The sequence below is a fragment of the Mucilaginibacter sp. genome, assembly GCF_039207105.1.
Classification (GTDB): domain Bacteria; phylum Bacteroidota; class Bacteroidia; order Sphingobacteriales; family Sphingobacteriaceae; genus Mucilaginibacter.
The window spans coordinates 1-13556 of sequence record NZ_JBCECK010000137.1 but is presented as its reverse complement, the minus strand read 5'-3'; the positions used below and the strand labels follow the sequence as shown (position 1 = coordinate 13556).

15 protein-coding genes are annotated in these 13556 nt (G+C 42.2%); 9 read left to right on the top strand and 6 right to left on the bottom strand.

What is annotated here, in order from left to right; all coding sequences use genetic code 11:
• Positions 1–239: hypothetical protein (locus AAGC65_RS20500; RefSeq protein ID WP_343114326.1), on the top strand; the 239-nt coding region annotated here is incomplete at its 5' end.
• 40 nt (positions 240–279) lie between these two features.
• Positions 280–612: a hypothetical protein gene (locus tag AAGC65_RS20495; RefSeq protein WP_343114325.1), complete on the top strand. Its 333-nt coding sequence runs from the start codon at positions 280–282 to the stop codon at positions 610–612.
• Positions 613–700: 88 nt separating this feature from the next.
• Here AAGC65_RS20495 and AAGC65_RS20490 read toward each other — a convergent pair whose 3' ends face one another.
• Both AAGC65_RS20490 and AAGC65_RS20485 read right to left on the bottom strand, forming a co-directional pair.
• Positions 701–1573, bottom strand: a complete 873-nt coding sequence (locus tag AAGC65_RS20490) for an NmrA family NAD(P)-binding protein (protein ID WP_343114324.1) — start codon at positions 1571–1573, stop codon at positions 701–703.
• 223 nt (positions 1574–1796) lie between these two features.
• Positions 1797–2594 (bottom strand): SDR family oxidoreductase, encoded by a 798-nt coding sequence (locus tag AAGC65_RS20485; RefSeq protein WP_343114323.1) that lies wholly within the window; start codon positions 2592–2594, stop codon positions 1797–1799.
• 129 nt (positions 2595–2723) lie between these two features.
• Between AAGC65_RS20485 and AAGC65_RS20480 the strand changes: the two genes are divergently transcribed.
• Genes AAGC65_RS20480 through AAGC65_RS20470 form a run of 3 tightly spaced genes read left to right on the top strand, consistent with a single transcriptional unit; the run spans position 2724 to position 4825 of the window.
• Positions 2724–3122: a helix-turn-helix domain-containing protein gene (locus AAGC65_RS20480; protein ID WP_343114322.1), complete on the top strand. Its 399-nt coding sequence runs from the start codon at positions 2724–2726 to the stop codon at positions 3120–3122.
• A complete protein-coding gene (locus tag AAGC65_RS20475) occupies positions 3119–4222 on the top strand; it encodes a DNA alkylation repair protein (protein ID WP_343114321.1) in 1104 nt (367 codons plus the stop codon). The genes AAGC65_RS20480 and AAGC65_RS20475 overlap by 4 nt, the downstream gene beginning before the upstream one ends.
• Before the next feature lie 30 nt (positions 4223–4252).
• Complete coding sequence (locus tag AAGC65_RS20470) at positions 4253–4825, top strand: cyclic nucleotide-binding domain-containing protein (protein ID WP_343114320.1); 573 nt, start codon at positions 4253–4255, stop codon at positions 4823–4825.
• Positions 4826–4887: 62 nt separating this feature from the next.
• Here AAGC65_RS20470 and AAGC65_RS20465 read toward each other — a convergent pair whose 3' ends face one another.
• Both AAGC65_RS20465 and AAGC65_RS20460 read right to left on the bottom strand, forming a co-directional pair.
• Complete coding sequence (locus AAGC65_RS20465) at positions 4888–5757, bottom strand: NmrA family NAD(P)-binding protein (protein ID WP_343114319.1); 870 nt, start codon at positions 5755–5757, stop codon at positions 4888–4890.
• Positions 5758–5799: 42 nt separating this feature from the next.
• Entirely contained in the window at positions 5800–6540 is a 741-nt protein-coding gene (locus AAGC65_RS20460; RefSeq protein ID WP_343114318.1) for an SDR family oxidoreductase, read from the bottom strand.
• Between the two features lie 173 nt (positions 6541–6713).
• On the opposite strand from AAGC65_RS20460, the gene fabF reads away from it, so the two are divergent.
• The gene (gene fabF, locus AAGC65_RS20455; RefSeq protein ID WP_343114317.1) at positions 6714–7958 is read left to right on the top strand and encodes a beta-ketoacyl-ACP synthase II; all 1245 of its coding nucleotides are present in this window, start codon (positions 6714–6716) and stop codon (positions 7956–7958) included.
• A 402-nt stretch (positions 7959–8360) separates the two neighbouring features.
• Here the strand turns inward: fabF and AAGC65_RS20450 are convergent, their stop codons facing one another.
• Both AAGC65_RS20450 and metK read right to left on the bottom strand, forming a co-directional pair.
• On the bottom strand, positions 8361–9218 hold the full coding sequence (locus AAGC65_RS20450) for an NAD(P)-dependent oxidoreductase (protein WP_343114316.1): 858 nt from the start codon (positions 9216–9218) through the stop codon (positions 8361–8363).
• 418 nt (positions 9219–9636) lie between these two features.
• Complete coding sequence (gene metK, locus AAGC65_RS20445; protein ID WP_343114315.1) at positions 9637–10887, bottom strand: methionine adenosyltransferase; 1251 nt, start codon at positions 10885–10887, stop codon at positions 9637–9639.
• Positions 10888–11112: 225 nt separating this feature from the next.
• On the opposite strand from metK, the gene AAGC65_RS20440 reads away from it, so the two are divergent.
• The 3 genes from AAGC65_RS20440 to AAGC65_RS20430 form a co-directional block, all read left to right on the top strand.
• Complete coding sequence (locus AAGC65_RS20440) at positions 11113–12000, top strand: diacylglycerol kinase family protein (RefSeq protein ID WP_343114314.1); 888 nt, start codon at positions 11113–11115, stop codon at positions 11998–12000.
• Positions 12001–12208: 208 nt separating this feature from the next.
• Positions 12209–12544: a translation initiation factor gene (locus AAGC65_RS20435; protein ID WP_343114313.1), complete on the top strand. Its 336-nt coding sequence runs from the start codon at positions 12209–12211 to the stop codon at positions 12542–12544.
• A gap of 416 nt (positions 12545–12960) precedes the next feature.
• On the top strand, positions 12961–13556 hold a 596-nt coding region (locus tag AAGC65_RS20430; protein ID WP_343114312.1), incomplete at its 3' end, for a MotA/TolQ/ExbB proton channel family protein.

The following is a 13556-nucleotide window of genomic DNA, read 5'->3' as shown; positions in this document are numbered from 1 at the left end:
TACAGATTATAAAGTTTCAAATGATAAGTAGTATTCATAGCCAGTTTAACCCCTATGTGGCTGTTATAGTTTTATTGGCAATTGGAATAGGTGCTTATGGGCTTATGAATTTGAGTGCCGCATTTAAGATACCTAATTACCGGGCCGATATTGAACAGTCGGACAAATTTATCATAGGTTTTTTTAACGTCATTATCAGCGTTATCGCACTTTTTGTGACATGGTTGGCTGCCAGATAGCTAACCGGAATTAGTATAATTTAAGAATTTAAATAAGGTTATGATTAAGCAGGAAAGATTATCGTTAAGTAGGCCATTACTCAAAACCAAAGGTTTTTCAACATTGCATGTGCAGATATTTGAATACATTTTAGTAGGCAAAACAAACCGGGAAATAAACAGGATACTTGGTTATACACAACGTTCGCACGCGGTTGTTGACCATTCGCGCAAGGTAATGTATAAACTGCTGGCGATGGAAGATCTGCATAAAGCAGATTTTGTTGAGCGGGTAATTTATCCTCGAAAATTCCAGTTTTGGTGGATGAAATTGCTTACTAAGCATAAGGCTGAATTGAAGTTAATGGCCATAGCACCAAAGTTTTACGAATAAAAATATTGCGATTAAAGATCGCGATTAACTGATCCGGTAGTTATGAGCAATGAACGCATTAGTAAATGCATCATTGCTCATTTTTATTTTAATTAATGTGCTTAACTGCCTGGTTTATGTAATCTTGCAAGCTTGTTTTAGTTTTTTCTGTGATGGTGCCTTTGCCTTGAGCATGAACCTGTCCGGATATTACCAAATCCGTCATTTCTATAAAGTTCTTAATGGCATCATCTGAAAATCCGGCCTTTTTTAAAGTCTCGCCCCACTGACTACGAGGTACCTGTTGCGCTGTCACCTTCTTATCAATTGCTTTTGAAAAAGCTGTAGCCACATCGGTCGAGGTGTAAGCTCTCGGGCCAAATAATTCGTAAATGTTGCCATCATTATTTTCATCTTCAATAACTTCTGTAGCAAATTCAGCAACATCAATAGGTGATATCATAGGTATAGCCAGATCAACAGGATAAAAAGTAGGCAAGATGCCTTTTTCTTTAATTGCTGATAAATACAACATCCAGTTGCTGTAATAATAAGCGGGCCTGATAAATGTTTGCTCAATATCCATACCTTTAAAGGCATGCTCCAAAAAATACGACATGAGTAAATTGCCGGTGCCTTTATCATACTGAGCACCCATAGACGATAAGCCAACTACTTTTTTCACCGGCGAGCTTTCCAGGGCTTTCCTGATATTTGCCAGGCTCTTTTTAGCATCACCCAATATATCATCACCCTTGCCCGTTTCGGGTGTTATTACAAAAAGTGTTGAACCATTTTTAAATGATTCTGTTAATGCGCTAAGGTTAAAAGTGTCGGCAACGGCTATATGTGCGCCCTGTTTTTTGAGTTGCAGGCCTTTTCCTTCATTTCGTACAATGCCTTTTACCGGTTGTTGTGTTTGAAGCAGGTTGCTCACAATCGCGCTCCCAACCTGCCCTGATGCTCCAAGTATAATATTCATAACTTAATAATTACTTATAATTCATCCGGATATGAATGAAGCAAATATTAGTCCAGATAGTTTTTAAATTCAGCGGATGCACCTACGAAACTAATTAGTGTAAAAAGAACATTAAATTATTAGAAATTAAAGAAATTTAATAATAGTATTATATACTATTAACAGTTAGTGCTTATAACTATATATAAGCATGATATAGGGTTAAAATGTTTTATAAGTAAAATCATACCGTAGGTATAGTCCCGCCGTCGATTACAAATTCAGTCCCGCTTAGGTATTTGGCCCGGTCAGATGACAGGAAAGCTACCAGTTCGGCCACTTCTTGGGGCATAGCAGGACGCCCCATCGGAATACCTCCTAACGAGTCCATTAAACTCTGTAACCCTTCCCTATAACTTTTACCGCTGCTTTTGGCTATGTTTTTAATAAATGTTTCAGCAGCTTCCGTTTTGATAAATCCTGGTGAAACTGTTAATACCCTAACACCTTTGGGTGAAACCTCGTTTGATAGGCTTTTGCTATAATTGGTTAACGCGGCCTTGGCAGCCGCATAGGGCAAGGTTGAATCATAAAGCGGCAAAGAACGCTGGATAGACGAAATGTGGATGATAACGCCCGAACCTTGTGTCAGCATCACTGGCAGCAAACCTCTGTCTAACCTAACCGAGGCAAGTAAGTTTGTATTAATGGCATCGTCCCAGTGCTGGTCATCAAGTGCCGCGAAACCTCCGTTAGGTGCCGAAGAGCCCCCTGCATTATTGATCAGGATATCAACACCATTAAAGCGGCTCAGTACCTGGTTAATTACCTCGTCGATACCTGCACGGGTACTGATATCGGCTTTTATAAAGTGGATGTTTTCCTGTTGTTCTTCCGAAGCTGTTCGCGCTGTTGTAACAACTGTTGCCCCTCCTGCTGCCAGCCGTTCGGCAATAGCTTTACCTGCACCTTTAGTACCACCTGTAACTAAAACCCGTTTCCCTAAAAACTCTGACTGGTTTATTTCGATATTGTTTTTCATCGTTTTAAAAGTTTGAATTATTGACAAAGTTCCATCAGTGTAACAGATTGTACAATAAGGGATTCGTTATTCAGATAGGGATAAATTTATCCGTATGGACTGTTTAGGCAGAATGCTTTATCTTTGTTTATGTACGAAAGAAAAATTCCTATCGACCAGAATTGCGGTCTTGACCTGATCAGGGAAGTGCTGTACGGTAAGTGGAAGATCCATTTAATATATTACATTTCAAGGGGCATACAACGCCCCAGCGAATTGCAGCGTGAAATTCCGGAAGCTACCCGCAGGGTGCTTAATGTACAGCTTAACCAATTAGAACAGCATGAGTTGGTTGCCAAAAAAATCTATCCGCAGCTACCACCTAAAGTGGAATACAGCCTGACTCCCTTTGGCGAAAGCTTACTGCCCGTAGTGATGTTGATGGGCAAATGGGGCGATGATAACCGTGAGCGCCTGCAAAGCGTTATCCTGAAGGATAATCCGGAAACAGTACAGCAACAAGCTAAAGTGAGATCCATTAACCGATGAGCAGTTTACTAAAAGATATTTATTCGGCTGGCTTTTATAATAGGTTTACCGATGTACTTACCAGGGTATTGCCGGGTTTTGATAAACAAGGGTTTCTTTCGCTCATTTTTACTGATGGGTATGAACATAAGGCCCTGAAAGAGCGAATGCGCCATAATTCTATTGTATTGCATCAGTTTATGCCTGCCGATTTTCCGTCGGCTGTTGGTGTGATCGAAAAATTGATCCATCAACTGCGTGCAGAACGTTTTGGTGAAGATAGCCTGGCCATGATGTTTTTACCCGATTACATTGAGGTTTATGGTCTTGATCATTATGAGCATTCGGTAAAGGCATTGGAGTTTATAACCCAGTTTGTAAGCTGCGAGTTTGCAGTGCGGCCGTTTTTACTAAAATATACCGATCAAATGCTCGCCCAGCTAAAAGCATGGTCATTGCATGAAAACCACAAGGTTAGGCGCTTTGCCAGCGAGGGCAGCCGCCCACGCTTACCCTGGGGCTTGGCCATACCATCGCTTAAAAAAGACCCAACCCGGGTACTTGCTATTTTAGAGAACCTGAAAAATGATCCTTCGGAATGGGTGCGAAAAAGCGTTGCCAATAACCTGAATGATATTTCAAAAGATCATCCGGCCATCATGATGGATATAGCCCGCCGCTGGAAAGGTGTCAGTAAAGAAACTGACGCTATTATTAAGCATGCAAGCCGTACCTTATTAAAGCAGGGACACCATGAAATATTAGATCACTACGGTCTGGAAGGTAAAAACATTAGTCTCACAGGTTTCAAAGTTATAACCCCTGATGTTAAAATAGGGGATAACCTGGAATTTGAGTTCACGGTTAGTAATGATGATACCGAAAAACAAAACGTACGGTTGGAGTATGGTGTTTATTATAATAAGGCAAACGGACAGCTATCAAAAAAGGTATTTAAGATAAGTGAGCGTTTTTATCAACCAGGCGAAAAGACCAGGATCAACAGGAAACAATCATTTAAATTAATAACTACCCGCAAATTTTATTCTGGTAGGCATCAGCTTTCCATCATCATAAACGGGCAGGAAAAGGAAATAAAAACTTTTAATATATTGGGCTGATAACAACCTGCATAATTCTTTGTATTTGTGATGATTGATCCCTTGATTAACTTTTTACGGCTTTTAAGATATGTTTCGGAAGAGGATGCTGAAATTATAGCAAACCATTTTGAATATAAAACTTTTAAAGAGGGCGATTTCCTGTTTAACGGGCACCGTGTGTGTACCGAAATGTTTTTTGTATGCAAAGGGGTATTGCGTATAGTAACTCATAAGGAAACCGGTATTGATGTAACCCACTTTTTTCATAAAGAAAACCAGCTGTGTACCATACTGCAAAGTTTTGAAGAGGGAAGCCCTACAGAACCGGGCATACAGGCATGCTGTGATGTCGAGGTATTGGCGATAAGCAAAAGTAAGTTGCTTACTTTATATGAGCGGCTTCCTTATATGAAGGAGATCATCGAAAAAATAAACCAGCAGCACCTCATAGAAAAAGTAAGGGTAAGAAATAGTTACCTGGGCGAAGATGCTGAAAACCAATACAAATTATTTATTATGCAGAATCCCGATATTGCCCTCCGGGTTCCTTTAAAAGATATAGCTGGTTATCTGGGTATTACCCCGCAATCGCTTAGTAGGATACGGAAAAATATACGTTAATAGATCTGGGATAAAACCATGCTATAAAGTAAGCCTCGATAGCATGGTTATTGATTTTATGATCAGCTGTTTATATAAGCACTCAAAGCATCTTCCAATAAAGTTTCGCCGGTAATATGTTCGTGCCCGTTTTTTTCAAACACGATATGCCTGCTGTTAAATCCATTGTTCATTTCGGCCATCAGGGACGATGCTTTGGTGCTGCAACCGAAGGATTGGTAAACAGCCTCATAATCATCCGCAGTAATTGCCTTTGCAGAAATGTTTCGGTTTAACCGCCCGCTGAGGATGGCAGCCACATCATTAGCGGAGTATTGGCAGGGGCCTTCCAGCTCAATGATACGGTGGCCGGTCCAGGTTTGCTGTAATAGTTCGGCTGCCAGTTTTCCTATATCCTTTGTAGCGATCATCGGGATAGACATGTCCGTAGGATTCAGGAAACTGCTTAGCTGCCCGCTTGCTTTGGCCGGGGCAATGCCGCCTGTAAAGTTCTCCATGAACCATGCTGCACGTATACCAACAGTAGGTATGCGTAGCTTTTGAAAAAGTTGTTCCATATCATAAAGCTTTTTGATAGCACCGGTACCCGCAGGTAAATGTGCTCCTATAGACGAAAGATATACTACTTTGCCGGGTTTCGCTTTTTCAATAGCAAGGGTCAAAGCTGCCAGCATCAGGTCATGATCTGCTATAGGATTTGGTGAATCAAACAAAGGCGGGGTCATAATAAAAACACCATGAGTACCTTCAAAAGCGACCTGCAGGGCTTGTTCATCATGTAGTTCGGCAATGGCGATCTCTGCACCTTTAGTGAGCCATTGTCGGGCTTTACTCTCATTCCGGAGTACGGCTTTAACTGGCAGATTGTTAGTCAATAATATATTGGCTGCCCCGCTCCCTACGTGGCCGGTAATTCCTGTTATTGCGTACATAAATTTAGTTTTAATGATATAGGGGTATTAAATAATAGATGCTTAAACCAGCACGGTACCACCATCAACCGTGATGACCTGGCCTGTGCCGAATTGTTGTTTCATGAGATAGGTAAAGGCCAGAGCCACATCTTCAGCCTCGCCTACACGTTTTACCAACAAAATGTCGCCATAATATTTATACATGCCTTCACGGTCGGCTTCAGGTATACTGTTCCACAGATTGGTTTTAATTACTCCTGCCGAAACCGCGTTTACCCTTATTGGGGCTAACTCAACCGCCATAGCGCGGGTAAGGCCATCCATAGCGCCGCAAATGCTTGCGCCAAGTAGCCAACCAGCTCCCGGACGGACATTGGCAGTACCACTCATAAGCGAAACAGAGCCACCCTGATTAATGTGCGGTGCGCCGTATTTTAGTGATGCCAAGGCTCCCCAATAACGCAGATTGAAAAAGTCGTGCGCTTTTTCAAGGTCCATTTCGTTAAGGTATATCAGGCTCAGGTTTTCGCCGGCAGTATATACCAGGTGATCGAAATTGCCAATACCGTCAAAAAAGCTTTTGATATTTTGCTCATTACTAAGGTCAACCGAATAGCCCGTGGCGGTATCAGGCAAAATAGCCAGTGCATCATTTATCCGTTGTTGATTACTTGATACGATTACCACATTTGCGCCTTCGCCGGCTGCTGCCTGAGCTGTAGCCAGGCCTATCCCCGATGTGCCACCCATGATGATTACTCTTTTACCTTGTAACTTACTGTTATTAATTTGTGTGTTCATGATATAATTATTTATATCACAAAGGTCGGCGCCTATTGGCCGCATCCACTTAACAAATGGTAAAAACGGAAACCAGATAAAATTTACCGTATTGATTTATTTTACATTATAAATATACCATGTGGTATATTTATAATGTATTTTTGCCAAAATTTACTCAATCGTAATAAATTATGTTAAAAAGAGTAGTAATAACCGGCCTGGGTGCGCTAACCCCGCTTGGTAATACGGTGAAAAGCTTTTGGCAAAATATAATTGCCGGTAAAAGCGGAGCAGCAACCATTACCCACTTTGATTCTACTTTATTCAGAACCCGCTTTGCCTGCGAACTGAAGGGCTTTAATCCGGCAGAGTTTTTAGACCGGGCAGATATCAAACGTACCGACCCGTTTACCCAATATGCCCTTGTGGCATCTGACGAGGCGATAGCCGATTCAGGTTTTGACTTCAACAGCATGGACCCATTTGATGTGGGCGTGATCTGGGGCTCTGGACAGGGTGGCATGGAAACCTTTGAAGAACAGGTAAGGGATTATACCCTTGGCGATGGCCATCCGAGATTTAGCCCCTTCTTTGTTCCTAAACTGATCACCAATATGGCATCAGGTATGATCTCTATCCGTAATGGCTACATGGGTATTAATTATACCACGGTGTCGGCCTGTGCAACATCCAATACCGCTATTATGGATGCTTTTAATTATATACGCCTGGGTAAGGCCAAGATTATTGTTACCGGTGGTTCAGAGGCGCCTATTACTCCGGCATCTTTTGGCGGCTTTAGCTCGATGAAGGCCATGTCGGCCCGTAATGATGACCCTGAAGCAGCTTCCCGGCCGTTTGATGTTGACCGCGATGGTTTTATCATGGGCGAGGGTGCTGGCGCGCTGGTACTGGAAGAGTACGAACATGCTGTAAAGCGTGGTGCCCATATTTACGGCGAAGTCCGTGGTGCCGCCATGACTGCCGATGCCTACCATATGACGGCAACCCACCCCGAAGGTATTGGCGCGGCTAAAGGTATGCAGCTGGCTTTGGATGAGGCCGGCGTATCCATCACCGATATAGACTATCTGAACATGCACGCTACATCAACCCATGTTGGCGATCTGTCTGAACTGAATGCTGTTCAGCGGCTTACACATGGCGAAAAGAACAATATCATGATCAGTGCCACCAAATCGATGACGGGGCATTTGCTTGGAGCGGCCGGAGCCATTGAGGCCATTATTTGTTTGCTGGCTATGCGTGATCAGGTTGTGCCGCCAACCATCAATACTACCCTGCTTGACCCGGCAGTGCCCGACACCATGAACATTGTTTTGAAGGAAAGTATCAACCATCCAATAAATTTAACCATGAGCAATACCTTTGGTTTTGGCGGCCACAATGGTATTGTTGTTTTTGGGAAGGTGTAACTTTTTAAAATTAAATTTTAACATTTTTTTCATCGAAAATGACTTGAAATTGGTCCCTTTTTAATGAAAAATGGCCCAAAATGGTCAAAAAATGATGATTTTAACTCGTTTTGATGTGCTTTTTTGAGCTTTAAAAAGTGTTAAAGTTTTGATTGTGAATTGCTTGATTTTTAATTAGCTATTCTGGACTCTTTATCCTTTTAATAAAACAGCCCGGTTTCTCTGCGGAAAGAGAACCGGGCTGTTTATTGATATAAAGATACTGAAAATTGGCGGGATGGGCAAAAGCGTTTTCATCCTTGTTGTCATTTCGAGCGGTAGCGAGAAATCTTGTAAAATTGATATGCTGCTTGTACAAGATCTCTCCTCGTACCTCGTTCGAGATGAGAATATATTTTTGCTTTACTTACCTGCCACTTGTTTAATTATAGCGATTATATCTTCATTGCCATGCGCAGCTTCGGCTTCCTGGAAGGTTTGGTAGGCTGCCTGTGCAAGGGGCGTGTTTGAACCTTCGGCTTTGGCCAGGCGCAGATCTTTGGCTATGTGTTTTAACGCGAACGCGGCCTGGTAATTATCATTTAAAATAGCATCGCCTTTTATTTTTGCATAAATATTACTCAGCGCGCCGTTATTAATAATAGTCAGCATATCCTCGGTTTTAATATTGTTTTGCTGAGCAAACAATACAGTTTCGGCCAGGCCTTGTGAGTGGATAGCCAGCAAGGTATTGATAGCCAGCTTGGCGTTGTTACCTGAGCCAATATCGCCAACCAGCAGGGCCAGTTTGCCCAGTTTTTCCAACTCGGGTTTTACCTGTTCAAAAGTAGCCGGTGCGCCGCCCACCATAATTACAAGTATGCCATCCTGGGCCTGTTTTACACTGCCCGATACCGGGGCATCCAGGTAATCGCTACCCTGTTCACGCACCAACGCCGCCATTTGCTTGCTGATGCCCGGCGATACGGTGCTCATGTTCACAATAACTTTTCCGCTGGCATTAGCGCTCAGTAAACCTTCGGCACCGTTAAATATATCATTGATGGCCTCATCGTTTGATACCATAATAAATACAACGTCGGTTTGTTGTATCAGTTCTTGGGGAGTAGCCGCGGTCATTGCGCCCGAAGCTTTCAGCGATTCTTCTTTTTCTTTATTGCGGTTATAAACGGTTACCGGGTAACCTGCCTTGATCAGTTGCTGCGACATCGGCACACCCATAGTGCCTAAACCAATCCAGCCTATTTTTTTTGTACTCATGGTATATGTAGTTTTTTTAAATGCTTATGCAAAGTTTGATAAACAAACCCGATACAACACGTAACAAATGGTAAAATGTTCTTTACGGTTTGTCATTTTTTTGAATATGGTCTGAACCACGATTTTGGAGATTAAGAGATTGACACGATTAGTTAAAAATGAAAGTAAAATCCTTTAATCTCATAAACCTGTTTAATTGTGGTTCAAGCAATAGTTCGCGATTGCTTCGTTCCTTACAGCAATGACAATAGTTATTAAGAAGCTGTCTGGACATACGATTATATATTCTCTACAGAAAATGTCGTGATAAGCAGACTTACGAAGTTTTTAAAACTTCGTAAGTCTTACAAACATGTATCAACAAAAAAAGCGATGAGCCGCGGCCCATCGCTTTTCTATACATTAATATATCCTCGTATTACAAACCAAAGGCTTGTTTTACCTGGTCAACATAATCCAGTTTTTCCCAGGTAAACAGTTCAACCTCACGTTTCAGTTCGCTGCCATCATGGGCAATAAAGGTTTTAGTAACTGTTTGGCTTGGTTTACCAAAGTGGCCGTATGCAGCGGTTTCGCTGTAAATTGGGTTGCGCAGTTTAAAGCGGGTTTCAATAGCGTATGGGGTCATGTTAAACACCTGTTCCACTTTTTGAGCTATTTCGCCGTCGTGCAGGTTAACTTTAGCAGTACCATAGGTGTTTACGTATATACCCATAGGCTGTGCTACGCCAATAGCGTATGATACCTGTACCAATACCTCGTCGCAAACACCGGCAGCAACCAGGTTTTTGGCAATGTGGCGGGTAGCGTAAGCTGCAGAACGGTCAACCTTTGATGGGTCTTTACCAGAGAAAGCGCCACCGCCGTGAGCACCTTTGCCACCGTAGGTATCCACAATAATTTTACGGCCTGTTAAGCCGGTATCGCCATGTGGCCCGCCGATAACAAATTTACCGGTAGGGTTAATGTGATACTTAATCTGATCGTTAAAGAAGTGCGCGTATTTCGGGTATTTAGCTTTTACACGCGGAATAAGGATGCTGATAATATCCTCGCTTATTTTGGCAAGCATGGCTTTTTCTTCATCAAAATCATCATGCTGGGTTGATATTACAATGGCATCAATGCGTTGCGGCTTGTTGTCATCGCTATACTCCAGCGTTACCTGCGATTTTGCATCGGGGCGCAGGTATTTAATTTCATTGTTTTCGCGGCGGATGGCAGCCAGCTCAAGTAAAAGCGCATGGGCAATATCCAATGCCAGTGGCATGTAGTTTTCGGTTTCGCTGGTGGCATAACCAAACATCATACCCTGGTCGCCGGCGCCTTGCTCTTCTTTAGCCTGGCGGTCAACCCCCTGGTTAATATCCGGCGATTGCTCATGAATAGCCGATAGCACACCGCATGAGCTGCCATCAAACATGTACTCGCCTTTGGTGTAACCAATTTTGTTGATCACCTCCCGGGCAATTTTTTGTACATCTAAATAAGCTTTTGATTTTACTTCGCCGGCTAAAATAACCTGCCCTGTGGTTACCAGGGTTTCACATGCTACTTTTGAGTTTGAGTCAAATGCCAGGAAATGGTCAATAAGGGCGTCTGAAATTTGGTCTGCTACTTTATCCGGATGTCCTTCTGATACGGACTCGGAAGTAAATAAATATGGCATAAATAAATTTAGATAAGTGAAATAGTTAAAAAAATTTTGAAGGGGGAGAGCGTTAATCGGATCCGGGTATAAATAAGCGTCGGTTTTAGCACTTTTTTACGTGGTTGCAATCCAGCCCGGTTCGTAAAGGCAATTAAATCAGTCCACTTTCAGGCGGTAAAAGTAAAACAAATTTCACAAAGCGGAAAATACATTTACTTTTGATGCCGGAAATATACATATTAATTGAAACGTAAAGCGCTATTTATAATAAATCCTATATCGGGCGGCAAAAAAAAGGACGGCGTACCTGAGCTTATTGATCAAAACCTTGATAAAAGCGTGTTTGATGCAACCATTGTTTTTAGTGATGGCGTATCGCACGCGCGTATTATCGCGTCAGAGGCAGTAGGTAAGTACGATATAGTGGTGGCTGTTGGGGGAGATGGAACGGTGAACGAAATAGCATCGGCCATTGTGGGCAGTAATACAGCCCTCGGAATAGTTCCGTATGGATCGGGTAATGGGCTGGCCCGCTTTTTAGGTGTGCCGATGCATGCGCAGCAGGCCATACAAACCCTGAGCAGCGGTAGGGTTGAAAGTATAGATTCGGGCCAGCTTAATGGCAAGCCCTTTTTTAATATGGCAGGCATGGGGTTTGACGCGCACATCAGCGAGGTTTTTTCGCATGGTAAAAAGCGCGGCTTTGTATCCTACATCAAATCATCGCTACAGGAAATAGCCACCTATAATGAGCAGGATTATCATATCGAAATTGACGGCAAGGTTTACAACCGTAAGGCCTTTATGTTAAGTATTGCCAATTCATCGCAATATGGCAATAACGCGCATATATCGCCCAAAGCCTCGGTACAGGATGGTTTGCTTGATGTATGCGTGATCAGGAAGTTCCCGTTATGGCGTTTTCCTGAAATGGGCATCCGAATGCTGACCAAACAATCAGAAGGTACCAGCTATGTAGAGATTTTACGCGGCAAACAGATCAATGTAACCAGGCTAACCGTTGGCCCCATTCACCTTGACGGTGAACCCGAGGTAATGGGTAAGGATATACATATTAATATAGTACCAAATTCGTTAAAGGTTATTGTAGGCTCAACGTATAGTAAATAAACAGGAGCGGGAGCGCGGTGCATTTTTAATATAGGAGCGGGGTGTGGAGTGAGAGGTGTGCTTTTGATATAGAGCGGTGAGTGGGGTGAGTGGGTGTGTGTTGAACAGTAGGTTCTTAAATCCCGCACCAAAACCACACTTCACTCTCCGCACTCAAAACACGCACCCCGCACCTCACTCCCCGCACCAAAAAACAAATAAAAATATCATGGCAAAAAAGAATTTTACAGGCGTGGTTTATTCAACCGATCCTGATTTTCAATACCAGGAAACCGGTGGGGACAGTGCCCAAACGCTGCCGCCACAGCAGCAAAACTTAAAAATTTACCTTGACCGCAAAGGCGGCAGCAAGCTGGTTACCCGTATTACCGGTTTTGTAGGCACGGCAGACGACCTGGAAACGGTAGGCAAAAAGCTGAAATCAAAATGCGGTGTTGGCGGTTCGGTAAAAGATGGTGAAATATTGATACAGGGCGATTTCAGGGATAAAATTTTGGTACTGCTGCAAACAGACGGTTATAAAGCAAAAAAGGCCGGAGGCTAATTAAGGGCGTATTTATACTGTTTTAAGGCTATCCTAAGCGTACAAAGTACACTAAAACAATAAATTTAAACCCTTGTTAATAGCCCTGCGGGTATTGCAATCGATGAAAAAAAATACCGGTGTAACAAATTAATAACAGAATTTTTATTTCGGATTGCTTGATAATATAAAAAAAAATGGTTTTCATTGCAAATAATTGTTGTGCTAACACACAATAATATGACGTTGCAGCGTTAATGTTGCACGTTAATCATGACCAATTAGACGCAAAATGTAATTTGGTATTAAAAAATTGTAAAGAATAACATAAATGATTTTTTTATTTCATTAAAATTCTATTTTTGTTATTCGCTAATTAAACGCACATTTAACTAACTTATAATATAAACAAAAACTAAAACTAAAATTTCAAAGTAATGGCAAACGCACCAACAAAACCAACTACTCCTGTTAACAAAGAAAGCTCAAGTGCATCTGGCATATTTGCTTCCTTAACTATTCCAATCTGTCTGATTGTTACTACCTGTATCTTTATATTCGTTTTGGGTGACCCAAGCCACTTCAAAGGCGGCGACGTTAACGCTTACCCTACAGACATTTTCGGAACTGTACATAGCGGTGGTGTAATTGTACCAGTGATCATGGCGTTTTTATTAATGGTTATCGTTTTCTCTATCGAGCGTTTCGTAGTTATCGGAAAAGCTTCTGGTACTGGCAGCGTTGACGCATTTGTTAGAAAAATCCAATCTCAATTAAACGCAGGTAACATTGCTGCAGCTTCTGCAGAGTGCGACAAACAAAAAGGTTCAGTAGCAAACGTTATTAAATCAGCGTTAAAAAAATACAAAGAAATGGAAGAAGAGCCAAATCTTGACGTTGACCAAAAAACTTTAGCTATCCAAAAAGATATTGAAGAAGCTACAGCTTTGGAAATGCCAATGTTAGAGCAAAACTTAACTATCATCGCTACTTTGGTATCTATCGGTACATTAACCGGTCTGTTAGGTACGGT